Here is a 19,556-nt window from a genome sequence, read left to right as displayed (position 1 = left end):
GGCCTTCTTCGTATGTGCAACACATGAAAGAGGCGGGATCCCCATGACCACCAAGGCCCAGAAGAGCGACGACGGCAAAGTGCGCGGCCGGTTTCTGCTGAAGCTGTCCGGAGAGGCCTTCTCCGGTGGCGGGGGCCTGGGCGTCGACCCGGATGTGGTGCACAAGATGGCCCGCGAGATCGCGGCCGTGGTGCGCGACGGGGCCGAGATCGCGGTCGTCATCGGCGGCGGCAACTTCTTCCGCGGCGCCGAACTCCAGCAGCGCGGCATGGACCGCGCCCGCTCCGACTACATGGGCATGCTCGGCACCGTGATGAACTGCCTCGCCCTCCAGGACTTCCTGGAGAAGGAGGGCATCCAGTCCCGCGTGCAGACCGCCATCACCATGGGCCAGGTCGCCGAGCCGTACATCCCGCTGCGCGCCGTGCGCCACCTGGAGAAGGGCCGCGTGGTCATCTTCGGCGCCGGAATGGGCATGCCCTACTTCTCCACCGACACCACCGCCGCCCAGCGCGCCCTGGAGATCGACGCCGAGGCGCTGCTGATGGGCAAGAACGGCGTGGACGGGGTCTACGACTCCGACCCCAAGACCAACCCCGACGCCGTGAAGTTCGACGCGCTCGGGTACGGCGAGGTCATCACCCGTGACCTCAAGGTCGCCGACGCCACCGCCATCACGCTGTGCCGTGACAACAAGCTCCCGATCCTCGTCTTCGAGCTCCTCGCGGAGGGCAATATCGCCCGTGCCGTCAAGGGTGAGAAGATCGGCACGCTGGTGGGTGACCAGGACAGCCGGGACTGACCGGTACGTCCCCGGCGCCCGGGCCGCGCCACCTGTCCGAGGGACGGACGGGACGCGCCCTGGCCGGGGGATGGACAATGTCCTGCCGGTCGGGAACCGTGCAGGAAGAAGACGCGACGCAGCCGGCCGCCGCCCCGACAGAGGAACCGCAGCCGGGCCTTACTCAAGACACGCAGGAGCAAGTGGTGATCGAAGAGACCCTCCTCGAGGCCGAGGAGAAGATGGAGAAGGCCGTCGTGGTCGCCAAGGAGGACTTCGCCGCGATCCGCACCGGCCGTGCGCACCCGGCGATGTTCAACAAGATCGTGGCCGACTACTACGGTGCCCCGACACCGATCAACCAGCTGGCCTCGTTCTCCGTGCCGGAGCCGCGCATGGCGGTCGTGACCCCGTTCGACAAGACCGCGCTGCGGAACATCGAGCAGGCCATCCGCGACTCCGACCTGGGCGTCAACCCCAGCAACGACGGCAACATCATCCGTGTGGTGTTCCCCGAGCTGACCGAGGAGCGCCGCCGCGAGTACATCAAGGTCGCCAAGAGCAAGGGCGAGGACGCGAAGGTCTCGATCCGTTCCGTGCGCCGCAAGGCCAAGGACGCCATCGACAAGCTGATCAAGGACGGCGAGATCGGTGAGGACGAGGGCCGCCGTGCGGAGAAGGAGCTGGACGACCTGACGGCCAAGTACGTCGCACAGGTCGACGAGCTCCTCAAGCACAAGGAAGCGGAGCTGCTCGAAGTCTGATGAGCGACTCTTCCTGGGGAGCGCCGCCATCGGGGCAGGCCGGGTACTGGGCATCCACCGTCGGTGGGCCGGTCCAGGGGGCTGCCCCGGCGGGTCCCGCGTACGATGCGCCTGTGGCGCAGCAGACTCGCCCCATGCCCATCGTGCCCGACGAACCCGTGTTCGGCGGAGACCAGGACGACGACCGAGGGGCCGCCCGGCTGAGCGGCCCCTTGTTCCGAGACGAGACGTTCCAGGCCCGGGAACTCCCGGCCGAGACCCAGAACCCGGAGCCCATGTCCGACGTCCCGCAGACGCCGCCGGCGCCGCAGAAGAAAAGCGCGGGCCGTGACCTGAGCGCCGCCATAGGGGTCGGCGTCGGGCTCGGTGTGGTGATCGTCGCGTCCCTGTTCATCGTCAAGGCCGTGTTCGTCGGCGTCGTCGCGATCGCCGTCGTCGTCGGCCTGTGGGAGCTGACCAGCAGGCTCCAGGAGCGCAAGGGCATCAAGGCACCGCTCGTGCCGCTCGCGGTGGGCGGCGCGGCCATGGTCGTCGCCGGCTATGTGCGCGGCGCCGAGGGCGCGTGGGTCGCCATGGCCCTCACCGCCCTCGCCGTCCTGGTCTGGCGCATGACGGAGCCACCGGAGGGCTACCTCAAGGACGTCACGGCCGGTGTCTTCGCCGCGTTCTACGTGCCCTTCCTGGCGACGTTCGTGGCGCTGCTGCTCACCGCCGACGACGGCCCCTGGCGGGTGCTGACCTTCCTGCTGCTGACGGTGGTCAGCGACACCGGCGCCTACGCGGTCGGCTGGCGCTTCGGCAAGCACAAGCTCGCCCCGCGCATCAGCCCCGGCAAGACCCGCGAGGGCCTGCTGGGCGCGGTGCTGTTCGCGATGGTCGCGGGCGCCCTGTGCATGCAGTTCCTGATCGACGACGGCGCCTGGTGGCAGGGGCTGCTGCTGGGCCTCGCGGTCGCGGCCAGCGCCACGTTGGGCGACCTCGGCGAATCCATGATCAAGCGGGATCTGGGCATCAAGGACATGGGCACCTTGCTCCCCGGTCACGGCGGCATCATGGACCGCCTGGACTCGCTGCTGCCCACGGCACCCGTGGTCTGGCTGCTGATGGTCGTGTTCGTCGGCAGCGCCTGAACCGGGGCCGCGGTCCCGGCCGGTGATCGCTGGCCGTAAGGCTTACGGGCCTCCGTCCTGAACGCAGGACGGGGGCCCGCCGCCTGTCCCGGAGCTGCGCCGGCGCGAGGGGTGGATCCGCGTCTGTCTCGGGAGCGGATCCGCGTGGGTTCCGAGGCGGGTGGTCGGTGAGCCGGTGAGCCGGTGAGCCGGGAACAGGGCCGCGTACCCGGATGCCGCAGCAGGAATCGGCGGCCGTGCGCCGTGCGCGGCAGACTCCCTCAGAGGACGGCGTTCCCCCTGCCGCCCGGTGACGCAGCAGGGAGTGTGCCCGATGCCCCTCGATCCCGCCCCGCCCCCGGCGGACCGGGCCGCTCCGGTCCGGACCCACGGCCCGCCCGCCCCGCCGGTGAGGTTCTGGCCCGTCGACGACCTGCCCGCGCTCGATCCGGATCCGTTCCTGGACGAGCTGCTGAGCGAGGAACCGGTGGCCCGGATCCGGCTCCCGTACGGGGCCGGCTGGGCCTGGCTCGTCACCCGGTACGAGGACGTCCGCTTCGTCACCTCCGACCCGCGCTTCTCCCGGGCACAGGTCGTCGGCCGCGACGTCACCGCCATGCGCCCGGTGCCGGTGGCCTCGCAGACCGCCGGACTGCAGTACGTCGACCCGCCCCGGCACGCCCTGCTGCGCCGGGTCGTCGCCCGCGCGTTCACCGGCGGGAGCATGCGGCGACTGCGCCCGCTCGCCGAGCGCAGGGCCGCGGAGCTGCTCGACGGGATGGCACGCGCCGGCGCCCCGGCCGACCTCATGGAACATCTGCACGGCCCCTTCCCGATCGCCGTGCTCCGCGACTTCCTGGGCGTGGCGGAGAAGGACTGGCACCACTGGGCAGGGGCGGGCGAGGCCCTGTTGTCAGCGGGCGCCGGGTCCGCGGAACGCGCCCAGGAGGCGGCCGGGGCCACCCGCGCACGGATCGCTGCGCTGCTCCACAGCCGCCGTGCGGAGCCCCGCGAGGACCTGGCCGGAGTACTGGCGCGGGCCGCCGCCACGGGCGAGATCACCGACGACGAGGCGGTCTCCCTCGCCATGGCCGTCCAGGTCAGCGGCGGTCACGCGGTCCGCAACAACAGCGGTTCGATGATGTACGCGCTGCTCACCCACCCCGAGCAGCTGGACCGGCTGCGCAGTGAGCCGGAACTCCTGCCCAGGGCCGTGGAGGAGCTGTTCCGCTACGTCCCCCACCGCAACGGCGTGGGCATCCCCCGGGTCGCCACCGAGGACGTCGAGGTCCGCGGCCGGCTGATCCGCGCCGGCGACGTGGTCTACAACGCCTATCTCGCCGCCAACCGCGACCCCGGGGTGTTCCCCGGCCCCGGCACCCTCGATCTCGACCGCGAGGGCGCCGCCCATATGGCCTTCGGCCACGGCCCGCACCACTGCCTGGCCGCCGTCATGGCCCGCATGGAGGCGGAGGTCATGATCGGCTCCGTCCTGGCCCGCTTCCCCGGCATCCGGCTGGCCGTGCCCCCGGAGGAGGTCGAGTTCCAGCGCCAGGGCCTGATCCGCGGACCGAGAACCCTGCCGGTGACCTGGTGAGGAATGGACTGCCACCGGGAGCGGCGCACGTGAAAAGCCGGTCGTACGTGTGCCGAAGCCGAGGCCTGCGGGGCCTGTCGTGCTGCCGGGGGCCCAGGGGCAGAGGCCGGCGGTCGTCGACTCGGCACAGTGCCTTCCGAGCGCCCGTGCGTCATGATCTGGCGATGGATGAGTACGCGTGGCCCTCGGGCCCTGAGGTGCCGGCCGCGGACGTGGTGCCGGCCGGCTGGGCGGCGACCGTCGCGGCCCTCCCGGTGGGGACCCCGGTCACCGGAGAGGTCATCGGTCGCCAGCCCTTCGGCGTCTTCATACGTATAGACGGCGTGCCGAACGCCATAGCGCTCGCGGAGATCACGTCCATGCCGCAGGGAATGGACCTCCCGGCCCTTGGAGCCTTCGTCGAGGGTGAGGTCTTCTGGCACGCCCACAACCACCAGGTCAGGGTCCGGCTCGACGAGTGGCGGGCAGCCGACGAGTGATCGTCCCTGGGCCGTCCCTGGGCCGTCCGAGGCCGCTCAGGGGCGACGGGTGATGCCTACTAGTGACAGTCGTAGTGAGCGACACCCGCAGGTCACCCAATTGGATCTGCGACACTGGTACAGCCATGCCTAAGCCCGGAGAACTCACTTTTGTCGCGCCGCGCGGAGCCAAGAAGCCGCCGCGGCATCTCGCCGATCTCTCGCCCGCCGAGCGCAAGGACGCGGTGGCCGAGATCGGTGAGAAGCCGTTCCGTGCCAAGCAGCTCTCGCAGCACTACTTCGCGCGGTACGCGCACGACCCGGAGCAGTGGACCGACATCCCCGCCGGTTCGCGCGCCAGGCTCCAGGAAGCGCTGTTCCCGGAGCTGATGACCGTCGTGCGGCATCTGTCCACCGACGAGGGAACCACCCGCAAGACGCTGTGGCGGCTGTTCGACGGCACCCTCGTCGAGTCCGTCCTGATGCGGTACCCGGACCGGGTGACCATGTGCATCAGCTCGCAGGCCGGATGCGGGATGAACTGCCCGTTCTGCGCCACCGGCCAGGCGGGCCTGGACCGCAACCTGTCCACCGCCGAGATCGTCCACCAGATCGTGGACGGGATGCGGGCCCTGCGCGACGGCGAGGTGCCCGGCGGACCGGCGCGGCTGTCCAACATCGTCTTCATGGGGATGGGCGAACCGCTCGCCAACTACAAGCGGGTCGTCGGTGCCATCCGCGCGCTGACCGACCCGGCGCCGGACGGGCTCGGACTGTCCCAGCGCGGGATCACCGTCTCCACCGTCGGACTGGTTCCGGCCATCCACCGGTTCGCCGACGAGGGCTTCAAGTGCCGGCTGGCGATCTCCCTGCACGCTCCCGACGACGAACTGCGCGACACCCTCGTCCCCGTGAACACGCGGTGGAAGGTGCGCGAGGTGCTGGACGCCGGGTTCGAGTACGTAGAGAAGAGCGGGCGGCGGCTGTCGATCGAGTACGCGCTGATCCGCGACATCAACGACCAGGCGTGGCGCGGTGACCGGCTCGGACGGCTGCTCAAGGGCAAGCCCGTGCACGTCAACCTCATTCCGCTGAACCCGACGCCGGGCTCGAAGTGGACCGCCTCGCGGCCCGAGGACGAGAAGGCGTTCGTCGAGGCCATCGCGGCCCATGGTGTGCCCGTCACCATCCGGGACACCCGTGGTCAGGAGATCGACGGAGCCTGTGGCCAGCTCGCGGCCACCGAACGGTAATCTGGCCCGGTCCACACATCTTCATATTCCGACAGGGGAGCGCCACAGCGCTGAGAGTGCGGCGGACAGGGCCGCAGACCCTCTGAACCTCGCCCAGGTCATTCTGGGTAGGGAGTTCGGTCATCACTCAAGCTGTTGCGCCCTGCCCGGGTTCTCCTCGTGAGCCTCCCGGGCGGGGCCGCGTCTCTTCCTGGCCAACCCCAGGAGGACATCCAGTGCAGAACAAGACCTTCGTGGCCGTGGCGGTCGGGCTCGGCCTGATCAGCCTGTCCGCGTGCGGTTCCGGCGACGGCACGTCGTCCGCGGACTCCAAGACCGTGACCCTGGTCAGCCACAACTCGTGGGCCGTCTCCGAGAAGGTGCAGCGCGACTTCGAGAAGCGGTCCGGCTACAAGCTCAGGGTCCTCAACGACGGCGACGCCGGGCAGGCCGTCAACAAGGCCATCCTCACCAAGGGCAACCCGCAGGGCGACGTCTTCTTCGGCGTCGACAACACCCTGCTGTCGCGGGCCCTGGACAACGGGCTGTTCCAGCCGTACGCGGCCAAGGGCCTCGACAAGGTCGGCGCCTCGTACCAGCTCGACAAGGACGAGCACCGGGTCACGCCCGTCGACTACGGCGACATCTGCGTCAACTACGACAAGGCCTGGTTCAGCGAACACAAGCTGACCCCGCCGCGGACCTTCGCCGACCTCGCCAAGCCCGCGTACAAGAACCTCCTCGTCACCGAGAACGCCTCCACCTCCTCGCCCGGCCTCGGCTTCCTGCTCGGCAGCGCCGCCGCGTACGGTGACGACGGGTGGCAGGACTACTGGAAGAAGCTCAAGGCCAACGGCGTCAAGGTGGTCGACGGCTGGGAACAGGCCTACTCCCAGGAGTTCTCCGGCTCCACCGGCGGCAAGAAGGCCGGCGGTGACCGCCCGCTCGTCGTGTCGTACGCCTCCTCCCCGCCCGCCGAGGTCCTCTACGCCAAGAAGCGGCCCAGCACCGCCCCGACCGGCGTCGCCACCGCCACCTGCTTCCGGCAGATCGAGTTCGCCGGACTGCTCGCCGACGCGAAGAACCCGAAGGGTGCCAAGGCGTTCCTGGACTTCTTGATCTCCAAGGAGTTCCAGCAGGACATGCCGCTGAACATGTACGTCTACCCGGTGGTGCGGGGCGCCGAGGTGCCCGCCGAGTTCACCGAGTACGGCCCGGCCGCCGAGGACCCCGAGACCATGGCCCCCGCGAAGATCGCCGCCAACCGTGACCAGTGGGTCAAGTCGTGGACCTCGCTCGTACTGAAGTAGCCGCTCGCAAGAGGGGCACGCGCGGGAGCGCGGCGCGGCTCGGGCTCATGGCCCTGCCCGTCGCGTTCTTCGCGTTGTTCTTCGCCTGGCCGGTGGCCGCGATCGTCACGCGCGGGCTGAAGGTGGACGGGGTCTGGCAGTTCGGGCGGATCGCGGACGTCGTCGGGCAGCCGGACGTCCGGCACGTGCTGTGGTTCACCACCTGGCAGGCGCTCGCCTCCACCGCCCTCACCCTGTTGACGGCGCTGCCCGCCGCCTATGTCTTCGCCCGGCTCGACTTCCCCGGCAAGCAGGTGCTGCGGGCCGTCGTCACGGTGCCGTTCGTGCTGCCCACCGTCGTCGCCGGCAGCGCGTTCCTCGCCCTCGTCGGGCACCACGGGCTGCTCGACGAGCTGTGGGGCGTACGTCTCGACACCACGGTGTGGGCGATCCTGCTGGCCCACGTCTTCTTCAACTTCGCGGTCGTCGTCCGCACGGTCGGCGGGCTGTGGGCCCAGCTCGACCCCCGGCAGGAGGAGGCCGCACGGATGCTGGGCGCCTCCCCGTCGGCCGCCTGGCGCAAGGTCACCCTGCCCGCGCTGGCGCCCGCCGTGGCCGCCGCCGCCCTGATGGTGTTCCTGTTCACCTTCACCTCCTTCGGTGTGGTGCAGATCCTCGGCGGTCCCACCTTCTCCACCCTCGAGGTCGAGATCTACCGGCAGACCTCCGAGGTCTTCGACCTGTCCACGGCGGCCGTCCTCACCCTCGTCCAGTTCGCGGCCGTCGGCGCGATCCTCGCCGTGCACGCCTGGACGGTACGGCGGCGGGAGACCAGCCTGCGCCTGGTCGACGCCGGGGTGACCGCGCACCCGCCGCGCGGAGCCGGACAGTGGGCGCTGCTCGCCGGGGTCCTCGCCACCATCGCCCTGCTCCTGGTCCTGCCGCTCGCCGTCCTCGTCCGGCGCTCGCTGGACGCGGACGGCTTCGGCTACTACCGGGCGCTGACCGACCCGGACGGCGGTACGTTCCTGGTCGCGCCCGTGCACGCGGTGTGGACGTCACTGGAGTACGCCGCCACCGCCACCGCCATCGCCGTGCTGATCGGCGGGCTCGCCGCCGCCGCGCTGGCCCGCCGGGACGCGGGCCGGCTGGTGCGGGGCTTCGACGCGCTGCTGATGCTGCCGCTCGGCGTCTCCGCCGTGACCGTCGGCTTCGGCTTCCTGATCGCGCTCGACGAGCCGCCGCTGGACCTGCGCCAGTCCTGGATCCTGGTGCCGCTCGCCCAGGCCCTGGTCGGCGCCCCCTTCGTCGTACGGACCATGCTGCCCGTGCTGCGGGCGGTGGACGTCCGGCTCAGGGAGGCGGCGGCCGTGCTCGGGGCCTCGCCCTGGCGGGTGTGGCGGGAGGTGGACCTGCCGCTGGTGCGGCGGGCGTTGCTGGTCGCGGCCGGGTTCGCGTTCGCCGTGTCGCTCGGCGAGTTCGGGGCCACCGTGTTCATCGCCCGGCCCGACAACCCCACGCTGCCGGTCGCCGTGGCCCGGCTGCTCAGCCGCCCCGGGGACCTCAACTACGGCCAAGCCATGGCCCTTTCGACCATTCTGATGGTGGTGTGCGCCGCCGCGCTGCTGATCCTGGAGCGGCTGCGCACCGACCGGACGGGGGAGTTCTGATGCTGCTGACCCTGGACGCCGCGACCGTGCGCTTCGGCGGCCGGGCCGTGCTCGACGCGGTCGGCCTGGACGTCGCCGAGCACGAGGTGGTGTGCGTCCTCGGGCCCAGCGGCAGCGGGAAGTCGACGCTGCTGCGGGCCGTCGCGGGCCTGCAGCGGCTGGACTTCGGACGTGTGCTGCTCGACGGCCGCGACCAGTCGGGCGTGCCCGCGCACAAGCGGGGCGTCGGTCTGATGTTCCAGGACCACCAGCTCTTCCCACAGCGGGACGTCGGCGCGAACGTGGCGTTCGGGCCGCGCATGCACGGCGTGTCCAGGGGCGAACGGGACGCCGAGGTGCGTCGGTTGCTGGAACTGGTCGGGCTGCCGGGGGCCGCCCGGCGGGCCGTGGCCTCCCTGTCCGGCGGCGAGCAGCAGCGCGTGGCCCTCGCCCGGGCGCTCGCGCCCCGGCCCCGGCTGCTCATGCTGGACGAGCCCCTCGGTCAGCTGGACCGCTCGCTGCGCGAACGGCTGGTGGTCGAACTGCGGGAGCTGTTCGGCCGGCTGGGGACGACCGTGCTCGCCGTGACCCACGACCAGGGCGAGGCGTTCGCGCTGGCCGACCGGGTGGTGGTGATGCGGGACGGGCGGATCGCACAGTCCGGGACGCCGGTCGAGGTGTGGCAGCGGCCGGCCGACGCGTTCGTGGCCCGCTTCCTCGGCTTCGAGAACGTGGTCCCGGCGACCGTCGCCGGCACGGCCGCCGACAGCCCGTGGGGCAAGCTGCCCGTGCCCGACGGCTCGCCGCAGGGCAGCCGCACCGTCCTGGTCCGCCCCGCCGGGGTCCGTCTCGTGCCGGCCGACCAGGGTCTGCCCTGCACGGTGACCGCCCGCACCTTCCGGGGCACCCATGTGGCCGTCCGTCTCCAGCCGCAGGACGGCCCGCGCCTGGAGGCCGCCTGTGCGCTCCGGGACGCGCCGGAGCCCGGGGTCCCGGTGGGCGTGGAGTTCGACGTGCCGGAAATCGTCGTACTGGACTGATCACGCGCCCCTAGGGTGAGGTCATGCCTTTGCTTCCGCATGACCGTTACTGTGCTGAACTCGTCCACCAAGTCGACGGGTTGAGGGCCGTGGTGACCTCCGGCGCCGACCTGTCCGCGACCGTGCCGACCTGCCCGGACTGGTCCCTGGAGGATCTCGTGCGGCACATGGGGGGTGCCCTGCGCTGGGTGGACGCCCTGGTGCGGGCCCGGGCGCAGGAGAACATCCCCGAGGAGCGGGTGCCGCTGGGCGGCGGGCCGGAGGAGCGCGGTGACGCCGCGGCGCTGGACAAGTGGCTCGCGGACAGCGGCGAGCTGGTCGTCGGCGCGCTGCGCGAGGCCGGCCCGGACGCCGGGGTATGGGGGTGGGCGGGGGAGCTGAACGCCGGCTTCTGGGCCCGCCGGATGACCCACGAGATCACCGTGCACCGGGCCGATGCCGCGCTCGCCGCCGGACTGCCCTACGAGGTCGCGCCGGACATCGCGGCGGACGCGCTGGACGAGTGGCTCCAGCTCGTGGAGTGGATCCAGCGCAACCTGCCCCACGAGGCGGCGGAGGAGCTGCGCGGGCCGGGGCGCTCCCTCCATCTGCACGCCACCGACACCGACCCGGCCCTGAACGCCGAGTGGCTCGTCGAGCTGGGCGCGGAGGGCGTGAGCTGGCGGCGCGGGCACGAGAAGGCCACGGTCGCCCTGCGCGGCCCGCTCACCTCGGTGCTGCTCGCCTTCTACCGCCGGCTGCCGCTGGACAGCCCCGGCCTGGAGGTCCTCGGCGACCGGGAGCTGCTGGAGTTCTGGCTGGAGCGGGCCACCTTCGGCTGACCCCCGCGGGGCCGGGCGCGACCGCGGCCCGGCCCCTGGGGATAGGAGGCCGGGCCGCGGCGCGGTATCGGGGCCGGACGCCGGACGTCAGGCGAGGTACGGCGCCCCCGCTTCAGGCGCTGTACGGTGCCGGGCGTCAGCCGTTGCGGCTCGTGCTGCGGCGGCGCATGCCCAGCCAGACCGCGCCACCGCCGACGACCACCAGGGCCGCCGCGATGCCGGCGATCAGACCGGTGTTGGAGTCGGCACCGGTCTCGGCGAGGTTGGATTCACCGACCGCCGGGGACGGCGCGTTGTTCGAGGTGTCCGCGGGGGCGGACGTGGACTCGGAGGCCGACGGGGTCGGGGTCGCCGACTCGGCCGGCGCGGACTCGGACTCGGACTTGGACGGGGACGGGGACGGCGGCGGGGTGCTGGGGGTCGGCTTAGGGGGCCGGCTCTCCGTCTTGCAGGCGGTGGACGGGGTCACGAGGTCGGGCTGGATGTCCTCGTCGACGGCCTGGTCGGCCTCGACGTGCACCCGGTAGGTGGCACTCGGCTTCCAGTTCTCCGCGAAGGTGATCCGGCTGCCCTTCTTCGACCCCTTGACCGGCTGCTCACCGACCTTCGTCTCGATGCCGCCGATCCCCTTGAGGAAGACGGTGACGGTGGCGTCCTTGGCGGAGGCGTCCGTGTCGGTGACGACGATGACACCCTTGCCGCCGTCGCACTTGGCCTCGGCGGAGAAGTCCTTGATGTTGCAGGCGAGGGCGGAGCCGGCCAGGCCCAGCACCAGCGCCGTCGACCCGGAGGCGACACCCAGGAGGCGCACGGAACGGCGTACGCTACGGCGAGTCATGGACAACGTTTGTCCTTTACAGAGTGCAATTGCGGGGGGCTGTGGGGGCGTTGGGACGACGGATGAGGTGAGGCCCCGGCGCCCCCAGGAGGCTCACAGGTTTATAAGCGCTCCATAAGTAGTGTCAACGCATATGCCGTCAACAGGCGTTGACTTTGCCCGCTTATTAACCGCCCAGACGTTTGATGGCCTCCGGCGCCTGCTCGATCCGGTCAACGAGGGTGATACGGGACTCCATCGCCCGCCCCTCGGCCAGCGACCGGAGCAACGGCCAGGCCGGCAACTCCCGTGTCCAGTGCACGCTGTCCACGAGCACCATCGGGGTCGGCTCACCGCGCGACTCGTAGTAGTTGGGCGTCGCGTTGTCGAAGATCTCCTGTACGGTCCCGGCGGCGCCCGGCAGGAACACCACCCCGGCGGTGGAGCGGGCCAGCAGGCCGTCCTCGCGGGTGGCGTTGGCGAAGTACTTGGCGATGTGCGCGGCGAAGGCGTTCGGCGGCTCGTGACCGTAGAACCAGGTGGGGATGCCCACCGACGCCCCGCCGCCCGGCCAGCGTTCGCGCACCTCGAAGGCGGCCCGCACCCAGTCCGTGACGGACGGCCGGAACGAGGGCGCCTTGGCGAGCAGCCGTAGCGCGTCGTCGAGCATGTCGTCGGCGAACGGAGCCGCGTACGCGCCGAGGTTGGCCGCCTCCATCGCGCCCGGCCCGCCGCCGGTTGCCACCGTGAACCCGGCGCGGGTCAGCTCCCGGCCGAGCCGGGCGGCACCGGCGTAGGCGGTGGTCCCGCGGGCCATCGCGTGGCCGCCCATGACGCCCACCACCCGGGCGCCGGCGAGGAGTTCGTCCAGAGCGTCGGAGACGGCGTCGTCGTGGACGGCGCGCAGCATCGAGCCGAAGATGTCACCGTCGGCCTTGGTCCGCTCGAACCAGGCGTAGGCCCGCGCGTCGGGCGTCGCCTCGTACCCCCCGTCCAGGGACTCGAACAACTCGTCGGGCGTGTAGACGAATCCGCGGTACGGGTCGAAGGGGAGCCCGGGGACCGGCGGGAACACCAGGGCTCCGGACGACCGGACATGGGCGGCGGCCTCGGCGTCCATCGGGCAGCCGAGGAAGACGGCGCCGGCGGTGTCGAGTCGGAGCAGGACGGCGGTGCGGCCGGTCAGGTCGACGGCCTGGACGCGGAACCGGGCGAGTGAGCCGTGCTCGGCGACCACCTCGTCGAACTCGGCGAGGGACTCTATCTCGTGGTCGTGGGCGGCACGGGGCGGCTGGGCGGGTGTCGGATGCACCCGCCCATGCTGGCACGGATGTTCGGGCCGCGGGGGTCAGCCCTGCACGGCCGCCGGGTCCATCCACACGACCTCCCAGGTGTGGCCGTCCAGGTCGTCGAAGGCACGGCCGTACATGAATCCGTGGTCCTGGGTCGTGCCGCTCGCCGTGCCGCCGGCCGCGATCGCCTTCTCCACCAGCTCGTCCACCTTCTCCCGGCTCTCGGCGCTCAGACAGATCAGCACCTCGCTGGTGGTCGTCGCGTCGGCGATCTCCTTCTTCGTGAAGGTCGAGTAGAAGGGCTTGGTCAGCAGCATCGCGACGATGGTGTCGCTGATCACCACGGAGACCGCCTTCTCGTCGCTGAACTGCGGGTTGATCGTGTAGCCGAGTTCCGTGAAGAACTTCTTCGAGGCGTCGAGGTCGTTCACGGGCAGGTTCACGAAGATCATCTGCTGGTACATGCGGGCCTCTCCCGTAGGGGTCGTGCGCGGTTCCCCGCGTTCGAAGGGGTAGACGGCCCGCGCGCCCCGGACTCATCGGTGCCCGGCGATCTTTTTGCCGGCTCTCCGCACGGCGGGGTTCCCCGGGCGGTGGTCAGCGGGCCAGGGGCAGTGCCGACAGGCCGGCGATCCCCAGGGTGAGCGGGGCGAACAGGGCCAGCAGGGCGACCGCGCGCAGAGCGGCGGCCCCGCGCAGCATGGTGGGCGGCGCCCCGAGGCGGAGCAGTGCGGCGGTGGTGCCGGCGCGGCACTGGCGGGCCTCGACGGCCGCGGTGAGCAGGGTGGCCAGCGTGGCCCCGGCGACGACCAGCACGCCGAGGGCGGACAGCGGTCCGAAGGCGCGGGCCGGTCCGTCCTGCAGGACGGTCGTGGCGTAGCCGGCGGAGGCGACCGCGCAGACCACGCCGAGGGGGCGGCCGATCCGGGCGGCCTCCGTCATGAGGACCCGGCCGGCGAGCAGCCGGAGCGCACCCGGGCGGGTGCACTGCAGGAGCAGGCCGCAGAGGTGGGTGAGGCCGGGGCCGGCCAGGACGAGACCGGTGCCGGTGAGGAGCCAGCCGAGGAGCACGGCGAGCGCGGGGGCGGGGGTGGAACGGCCGGCGTAGGCCTGCACGGCCAGACCGGCGGTGCCGAGAGCCACGCCCCAGGGCAGGTCGGCGGGGGTACCGCCGGAGCCGGCGTCGGCCGCCGCGCCGTCCGGGTCCGGGGGTTCGGGGGCGGCCGTGCCGTCCGGCGCCGGGGCCTCGGGACGGTTCGTGCCGTCCGGCGCCGGGTGGTCGCCGTCCGCGCCCACTCTTCCCCACGCCCGGCTTCGCCCGCGCGGGGGCACCTCCGCCGCCCCGGCGGCACGAGTCCCCGCGGGGTGCGGATCGCCGTCCGCGGACCGGTGGCCGGGCCGCTCGCCGTCGCCGGAGCCGCCCGTGTGCCGGTGGCCGGGCCGCGCGTCTCCGTCCGCGTCCCCGGCCCGCGGGTGGCCGGACCGCTGCCCCTCGTCGGTGTGCGCCGGGGGCCGGAGGCCGAGGCGGGCGCCGAAGCGTCCGTACGCTCCGAACGTCTCCTTCGCCGTGACGTTCCCGTACGCCCCGAAGCGGCCGAACCCCCGGGAGCGCCGGGCGGCCGGGCGGGGGTCCCGGGGGCGCAGCGCCACGGCCACCGTCGTGGTCGCCGCGGCCGGGAGCAGGGTGAGCAGGGTCAGCGTCGCCGGGACGGGCAGGGGGCTGCCCGCGGCCAGGAAGTCCGCCCCCGCGCCGTCGAACGGCATGCCCGACAGATCGCCGCGCAGGTGCAGGAAGACCAGCAGCGCCAGCATCGAGCCCAGGGCGCAGGACAGGGCCGTCGTCAGGGCGGAGAGCGCCATGAGGCGGCCCGGGCCGAGGCCCACGGCGGACAGGCCGGGGCGCGGCCGGGCCCCGGGGTCGGTGCGGGCGACCGCGAGCGCGAGGTACACCGTGGCGGCGAGCGGTGCCGCGCACCAGGCCAGGCGCAGCGCGGCGGCGCTCGGGGCCTCCGGGTGGTCCAGGGCGTGGCCGAGGCTGGCCAGGAGCAGAAAGCCGGTACCCGCCGAGGCCGCGGCCACCAGCAGGCGGCGCAGCTGGACGGCGGGCCGGCCGGCGCGGGTCAGACGGAGAGCGAGCACGCGGCCCGGCCTTCCGCGTCGGGGGCGTCCGGCAGGTGCACGGTGTGGACGCGCCGCCCGTCCAGCAGGGCCACCGTGCGGTCGGCGAGGGCGGCGGTGTCGGGGTCGTGCGTGGCGAGGACGACGGTGATGCCGTGCGAGCGGGCGGCCGTGGCGAGGGTGCGCAGCACATGGGTGCGGTCGGCGCGGTGCAGGGGAGCCGTGGGCTCGTCGGCGAAGAGGACGGTGGGCCCGGGGGCGAGGGCGCGGGCGATGGCGACGCGCTGGCGCTCGGCGTGCCGCAGCCGGTGCGGGCGGGCGCGGGCCTTGTCGCCGACGTCCAGGCGCTCCAGCCACTCCAGTGCCGCCACCTTGGCCCGCCGTCGTCCGGCGCCGCGCAGCATCAGCGGGAGCGCGGCGTTCTCCCAGACGTTCAGCTCGGGAACGAGGACCGGCTCCGGGTCGATCCAGCCGAAACGGTCCCGGCGCAGCCGCTCGCGGGCCATCGGGCCGAGCGTGTGCACGGGGGAGCTGTTGAACCAGACCTCTCCCGCGTCGATCGGCACCAGGCCGGACAGACAGCGCAGCAGGGTCGTCTTGCCGCTGCCGCGCGGGCCGCTGACGGCGAGGATCTCGCCCTCCCGTACACCGAGCGAGACCCCGGTGAGACCGGGGGAGCCGTCGCGGTGCGTGAAGTGCAGGGAGCGTGCCCAGAGCACGTCGTTGTCCGGCGGGGCCTCCATGGGCGTACACCTCGGTTCTGATCCGTTTCCCCGTGCCTGTTCCCCCGTCCGGGGGAACGAAGGCTGGGCCGATCGGTCACTGGCACGCTAGGCAGGTCCCGGACGGGAGCCCGGACAGCACACGGCCCCGGGCCGCCGTTCTCACTCGAACGGACGGCGCCGGGGCCGGAACGGTCATCCAGTCGGATGATCAGAGCTTGGTCCACGCCTCCGTGAGGGTGGCCCGCAGGATCTGCTCGATCTCGTCGAAGGTCTCCTGGTTGGAGATCAGCGGCGGGGCGAGCTGGATCACCGGGTCGCCGCGGTCGTCGGCACGGCAGTACAGGCCGTTGTCGAACAGCGCCTTGGAGAGGAAGCCGTACAGGACGCGCTCGGTCTCCTCGTCGTTGAAGGACTCCTTGGTGTGCTTGTCCTTCACCAGCTCGATGCCGTAGAAGAAGCCGTTGCCGCGGACGTCGCCGACGATCGGCAGGTCGTGCAGCTTCTGCAGGGTCTGCAGGAAGGCGCCCTCGTTGTCGAGCACGTGCTGGTTGAGGCCCTCGCGCTCGAACAGGTCGAGGTTGGCGAGACCCACCGCGGCGGACACCGGGTGGCCACCGAAGGTGTAGCCGTGCAGGAAGGTGTTGTCGCCCTTGTAGAACGGCTCGGCGAGCCGGTCGGAGACGATGCAGGCGCCGATCGGGGAGTAGCCCGAGGTCATGCCCTTGGCGCAGGTGATCATGTCCGGGACGTAGCCGAACTTGTCGCAGGCGAAGGTGGTGCCCAGGCGGCCGAAGGCGCAGATGACCTCGTCCGAGACCAGCAGCACGTCGTACTGGTCGCAGATCTCGCGCACGCGCTGGAAGTAGCCGGGCGGGGGCGGGAAGCAGCCGCCGGCGTTCTGCACGGGCTCCAGGAAGACCGCGGCGACGGTGTCCGGGCCCTCGAAGAGGATCTGCTGCTCGATCTGGTCGGCGGCCCAGCGGCCGAAGGCCTCCGGGTCGTCACCGAAGAGCGGCGCGCGGTAGATGTTGGTGTTCGGCACCTTGTGCGCGCCCGGCACCAGCGGCTCGAAGGGGGCCTTCAGACCCGGCAGCCCGGTGATGGACAGGGCGCCCTGCGGGGTGCCGTGGTAGGCGACCGCACGGGAGATGACCTTGTACTTGGTGGGCTTGCCGACCAACTTGAAGTACTGCTTGGCGAGCTTCCAGGCGGTCTCGACGGCCTCGCCGCCGCCGGTGGTGAAGAAGACCTTGTTCAGGTCGCCCGGGGCCTCGTTCGCGAGCCGCTCGGCCAGCTCGACGGCCTTGGGGTGGGCGTAGGACCACACCGGGAAGAAGGCCAGCTCCTGGGCCTGCTTGGAGGCGGTCTCGGCCAGCTCCGTGCGGCCGTGACCGGCCTGGACCACGAACAGACCCGCGAGACCGTCGAGGTAGCGCTTGCCCTTGTCGTCGTAGATGTAGGTGCCCTCACCCCGGACGATGGTCGGGACGGGGGAGTTCTCGTACGAGGACATGCGGGTGAAGTGCATCCACAGGTGGTCGTACGCGGTCTTGCTGAGGTCCTTTGAACTCACGGTTATCGGGTTCCCCACATGTAGGTCTGCTTCTTCAGCTTCAGGTAGACGAAGCTTTCGGTGGAGCGCACTCCGGGCAGGGCCCGGATGCGTTTGTTGATGACGCCCAGCAGGTGGTCGTCGTCCTCGCAGACGATCTCGGCGAGGATGTCGAACGAGCCCGCGGTCATCACCACGTACTCGACTTCCGACATGTCAGTCAGCGCGTCCGCGATCGACTCGACATCACCCTCGACGTTGATGCCGACCATCGCCTGCCTGCGGAAGCCCACGGTGAGCGGGTCCGTGACGGCGACGATCTGCATGACGCCCTGGTCCAGCAGCTTCTGGACGCGCTGGCGCACGGCCGCCTCGGACAGGCCGACGGCCTTGCCGATCGCGGCGTACGGCCGGCGGCCGTCCTCCTGGAGCTGCTGGATGATGGCGAGGGAGACGGCGTCCAGCTGGGGACTGCCGCCGTTCCTGGACTCGCGGGACGAGTCCCTCTGGTCTGCGCTTCGACTGGCCACGACCTCACTGTGCACGACGTCTCGACAGTTCTGCAACCCCCGATCGATGAAATTCGTTGTTTGAGAGGCCCTTGCTTGCGGATTTCGCAGACGGAGTCGCGGTGGGGGTGTTGAAAACGTGGGTGCGCCGATTAGGGTGGGGTGTCTCAGCGATTGGACAGCCGGAGCAGGCTGGACAGGCTGTGGCTCAAACCCTCGAACCAGATCAGGAGGCCGGCAGTGAGCACCGAGCTGCGTCGTCTGCGCAACTACATCGACGGTGAGTTCCGGGACGCCGCCGACGGACGGACCACCGAGGTGGTCAACCCCGCGACGGGCGAGGCGTACGCCACCGCGCCGCTGTCCGGGCAGGCGGACGTGGACGCGGCCATGGAGGCCGCCGCGCGTGCCTTCCCGGCCTGGCGTGACACCACCCCGGCCGAGCGGCAGAAGGCCCTGCTGAAGATCGCGGACGCGTTCGAGGAGCGCGCCGAGGAGCTGATCGCGGCCGAGGTGGAGAACACGGGCAAGCCCACCGGGCTGACCCGCTCCGAGGAGATCCCTCCGATGGTCGACCAGATCCGCTTCTTCGCGGGCGCGGCCCGGCTGCTGGAGGGCCGCTCGGCGGGCGAGTACATGGACGGGATGACCTCGATCATCCGCCGTGAGCCGGTCGGCGTCTGCGCGCAGGTCGCGCCGTGGAACTACCCGATGATGATGGCCGTGTGGAAGTTCGCCCCGGCCATCGCCGCGGGCAACACGGTCGTCCTGAAGCCGTCGGACACCACCCCCGCCTCCACCGTCCTGATCGCCGACATCATCGGCTCGGTTCTCCCCAAGGGCGTCTTCAACGTCATCTGCGGCGACCGCGACACCGGCCGCGCGATGGTCGAGCACCCGACCCCGGCGATGGCCTCCATCACCGGTTCCGTCCGCGCGGGCATCTCGGTCGCCGAGTCCGCCTCCAAGGACGTCAAGCGGGTCCACCTGGAGCTGGGCGGCAAGGCCCCGGTCGTCGTCTTCGAGGACACCGACATCGCCAAGGCCGTCGAGGACATCTCCGTCGCGGGCTTCTTCAACGCCGGCCAGGACTGCACGGCCGCGACCCGCGTCCTGGTCCAGGAGTCCATCCACGACGAGTTCGTCGCCGCGCTGGCGAAGGCCGCGTCCGAGACGAAGACCGGCCAGCCGGACGACGACGACGTCCTCTTCGGCCCGCTGAACAACCCCAACCAGCTCAAGCAGGTCGCCGGCTTCATCGAGCGCCTCCCCGCCCACGCCAAGGTCGAGGCGGGCGGCCAGCAGGTCGGCGACAAGGGCTACTTCTACGCCCCGACCGTCGTCTCCGGCCTGAAGCAGGACGACGAGATCGTCCAGAACGAGGTCTTCGGCCCGGTCATCACCGTCCAGTCCTTCAGCGACGAGGACCAGGCCGTGGAGTGGGCCAACGGCGTCGAGTACGCCCTCGCCTCCTCGGTGTGGACCAAGGACCACGGCCGCGCGATGCGCATGTCGAAGAAGCTCGACTTCGGCTGCGTGTGGATCAACACCCACATCCCGCTGGTCGCCGAGATGCCGCACGGCGGCTTCAAGAAGTCCGGCTACGGCAAGGACCTCTCGGCGTACGGCTTCGAGGACTACACGCGCATCAAGCACGTGATGACGTCCCTGGACGGCTGACGGCCGGCATCTGATCACCGGTACGGCCGCGGCGGCCCCGGACGGGACACCTCCCCGTCCGGGGCCGCCGCGTTGCCGCCCCCGGTGATCGCGAAGGTGTCGACAAGGTGTCGGACAGGCACC

General features: G+C 71.7%; 18 protein-coding genes. 11 read left to right on the top strand and 7 right to left on the bottom strand.

The window, feature by feature from the left end:
* Window positions 1-43 precede the first annotated feature (43 nt).
* The 10 genes from pyrH (at window position 44) to FHS34_RS27815 (ending at window position 10,740) form a co-directional block, all read left to right on the top strand.
* Window positions 44-802, top strand: a complete 759-nt coding sequence (gene pyrH, locus FHS34_RS27860; protein WP_184970344.1) for a UMP kinase — start codon at window positions 44-46, stop codon at window positions 800-802.
* Between the two features lie 185 nt (window positions 803-987).
* Window positions 988-1,545 carry a ribosome recycling factor gene (frr, locus tag FHS34_RS27855; protein ID WP_184970343.1) on the top strand — a complete coding sequence of 186 codons (558 nt, stop codon included), beginning with the start codon at window positions 988-990 and terminating at the stop codon, window positions 1,543-1,545.
* Window positions 1,545-2,675 (top strand): phosphatidate cytidylyltransferase, encoded by a 1,131-nt coding sequence (locus tag FHS34_RS27850; protein ID WP_184970341.1) that lies wholly within the window; start codon window positions 1,545-1,547, stop codon window positions 2,673-2,675. The genes frr and FHS34_RS27850 overlap by 1 nt, the downstream gene beginning before the upstream one ends.
* 313 nt (window positions 2,676-2,988) lie before the next feature.
* Window positions 2,989-4,251 carry a cytochrome P450 gene (locus FHS34_RS27845; protein WP_184970339.1) on the top strand — a complete coding sequence of 421 codons (1,263 nt, stop codon included), beginning with the start codon at window positions 2,989-2,991 and terminating at the stop codon, window positions 4,249-4,251.
* Between the two features lie 164 nt (window positions 4,252-4,415).
* The gene (locus FHS34_RS27840; RefSeq protein WP_184970338.1) at window positions 4,416-4,730 is read left to right on the top strand and encodes a S1 domain-containing protein; all 315 of its coding nucleotides are present in this window, start codon (window positions 4,416-4,418) and stop codon (window positions 4,728-4,730) included.
* A 125-nt stretch (window positions 4,731-4,855) separates the two neighbouring features.
* The gene (gene rlmN / locus FHS34_RS27835; RefSeq protein ID WP_184970337.1) at window positions 4,856-5,962 is read left to right on the top strand and encodes a dual-specificity RNA methyltransferase RlmN; all 1,107 of its coding nucleotides are present in this window, start codon (window positions 4,856-4,858) and stop codon (window positions 5,960-5,962) included.
* A gap of 215 nt (window positions 5,963-6,177) precedes the next feature.
* Window positions 6,178-7,251: a thiamine ABC transporter substrate-binding protein gene (locus FHS34_RS27830; protein ID WP_184970334.1), complete on the top strand. Its 1,074-nt coding sequence runs from the start codon at window positions 6,178-6,180 to the stop codon at window positions 7,249-7,251.
* Between the two features lie 47 nt (window positions 7,252-7,298).
* Entirely contained in the window at window positions 7,299-8,900 is a 1,602-nt protein-coding gene (locus tag FHS34_RS27825) for an ABC transporter permease (RefSeq protein WP_184970332.1), read from the top strand.
* Entirely contained in the window at window positions 8,900-9,919 is a 1,020-nt protein-coding gene (locus FHS34_RS27820) for an ABC transporter ATP-binding protein (RefSeq protein ID WP_184970330.1), read from the top strand. The genes FHS34_RS27825 and FHS34_RS27820 overlap by 1 nt, the downstream gene beginning before the upstream one ends.
* 23 nt (window positions 9,920-9,942) lie before the next feature.
* Window positions 9,943-10,740, top strand: a complete 798-nt coding sequence (locus FHS34_RS27815) for a maleylpyruvate isomerase family mycothiol-dependent enzyme (RefSeq protein ID WP_184970328.1) — start codon at window positions 9,943-9,945, stop codon at window positions 10,738-10,740.
* A 136-nt stretch (window positions 10,741-10,876) separates the two neighbouring features.
* On the opposite strand, the gene FHS34_RS27810 is transcribed toward FHS34_RS27815, so the two are convergent.
* From FHS34_RS27810 to FHS34_RS27780, 7 genes are all read right to left on the bottom strand, one after another.
* Window positions 10,877-11,578 (bottom strand): LAETG motif-containing sortase-dependent surface protein, encoded by a 702-nt coding sequence (locus FHS34_RS27810; RefSeq protein WP_184970327.1) that lies wholly within the window; start codon window positions 11,576-11,578, stop codon window positions 10,877-10,879.
* 166 nt (window positions 11,579-11,744) lie between these two features.
* Window positions 11,745-12,869 carry an LOG family protein gene (locus FHS34_RS27805; protein WP_184970325.1) on the bottom strand — a complete coding sequence of 375 codons (1,125 nt, stop codon included), beginning with the start codon at window positions 12,867-12,869 and terminating at the stop codon, window positions 11,745-11,747.
* Window positions 12,870-12,905: 36 nt separating this feature from the next.
* Window positions 12,906-13,313, bottom strand: a complete 408-nt coding sequence (locus FHS34_RS27800) for a VOC family protein (protein WP_184970323.1) — start codon at window positions 13,311-13,313, stop codon at window positions 12,906-12,908.
* A 133-nt stretch (window positions 13,314-13,446) separates the two neighbouring features.
* Entirely contained in the window at window positions 13,447-14,988 is a 1,542-nt protein-coding gene (locus tag FHS34_RS27795; protein ID WP_184970321.1) for a hypothetical protein, read from the bottom strand.
* Entirely contained in the window at window positions 14,970-15,710 is a 741-nt protein-coding gene (locus tag FHS34_RS27790; RefSeq protein WP_184970319.1) for an ABC transporter ATP-binding protein, read from the bottom strand. The genes FHS34_RS27795 and FHS34_RS27790 overlap by 19 nt, the downstream gene beginning before the upstream one ends.
* A gap of 190 nt (window positions 15,711-15,900) precedes the next feature.
* Window positions 15,901-17,265, bottom strand: a complete 1,365-nt coding sequence (locus tag FHS34_RS27785) for an aspartate aminotransferase family protein (protein ID WP_184970317.1) — start codon at window positions 17,263-17,265, stop codon at window positions 15,901-15,903.
* Between the two features lie 2 nt (window positions 17,266-17,267).
* Window positions 17,268-17,789, bottom strand: a complete 522-nt coding sequence (locus FHS34_RS27780) for an Lrp/AsnC family transcriptional regulator (RefSeq protein WP_184970315.1) — start codon at window positions 17,787-17,789, stop codon at window positions 17,268-17,270.
* A 204-nt stretch (window positions 17,790-17,993) separates the two neighbouring features.
* Between FHS34_RS27780 and FHS34_RS27775 the strand changes: the two genes are divergently transcribed.
* Complete coding sequence (locus FHS34_RS27775; protein WP_184970313.1) at window positions 17,994-19,433, top strand: gamma-aminobutyraldehyde dehydrogenase; 1,440 nt, start codon at window positions 17,994-17,996, stop codon at window positions 19,431-19,433.
* Window positions 19,434-19,556 lie beyond the last annotated feature (123 nt).

This window comes from Streptomyces echinatus (assembly GCF_014203595.1).
Classification (GTDB): Bacteria; Actinomycetota; Actinomycetes; order Streptomycetales; family Streptomycetaceae; genus Streptomyces; species Streptomyces echinatus.
Note: the sequence above shows the minus strand (reverse complement) of the source record. Positions and strands in the feature narration are given on the sequence as shown.

Bases quoted from the DNA above. Each gene is read 5' to 3' on its own strand.
- FHS34_RS27850 (WP_184970341.1), top strand. From the start codon at position 1,545: ATGAGCGACTCTTCCTGGGGAGCGCCGCCATCGGGGCAGGCCGGGTAC.
- FHS34_RS27810 (WP_184970327.1), bottom strand. From the start codon at position 11,578: ATGACTCGCCGTAGCGTACGCCGTTCCGTGCGCCTCCTGGGTGTCGCC.
- FHS34_RS27825 (WP_184970332.1), top strand. From the start codon at position 7,299: ATGGCCCTGCCCGTCGCGTTCTTCGCGTTGTTCTTCGCCTGGCCGGTG.
- FHS34_RS27790 (WP_184970319.1), bottom strand. From the start codon at position 15,710: ATGGAGGCCCCGCCGGACAACGACGTGCTCTGGGCACGCTCCCTGCAC.
- FHS34_RS27820 (WP_184970330.1), top strand. From the start codon at position 8,900: ATGCTGCTGACCCTGGACGCCGCGACCGTGCGCTTCGGCGGCCGGGCC.
- FHS34_RS27815 (WP_184970328.1), top strand. From the start codon at position 9,943: ATGCCTTTGCTTCCGCATGACCGTTACTGTGCTGAACTCGTCCACCAA.
- rlmN (WP_184970337.1), top strand. From the start codon at position 4,856: ATGCCTAAGCCCGGAGAACTCACTTTTGTCGCGCCGCGCGGAGCCAAG.
- FHS34_RS27845 (WP_184970339.1), top strand. From the start codon at position 2,989: ATGCCCCTCGATCCCGCCCCGCCCCCGGCGGACCGGGCCGCTCCGGTC.
- FHS34_RS27840 (WP_184970338.1), top strand. From the start codon at position 4,416: ATGGATGAGTACGCGTGGCCCTCGGGCCCTGAGGTGCCGGCCGCGGAC.
- pyrH (WP_184970344.1), top strand. From the start codon at position 44: ATGACCACCAAGGCCCAGAAGAGCGACGACGGCAAAGTGCGCGGCCGG.
- FHS34_RS27800 (WP_184970323.1), bottom strand. From the start codon at position 13,313: ATGTACCAGCAGATGATCTTCGTGAACCTGCCCGTGAACGACCTCGAC.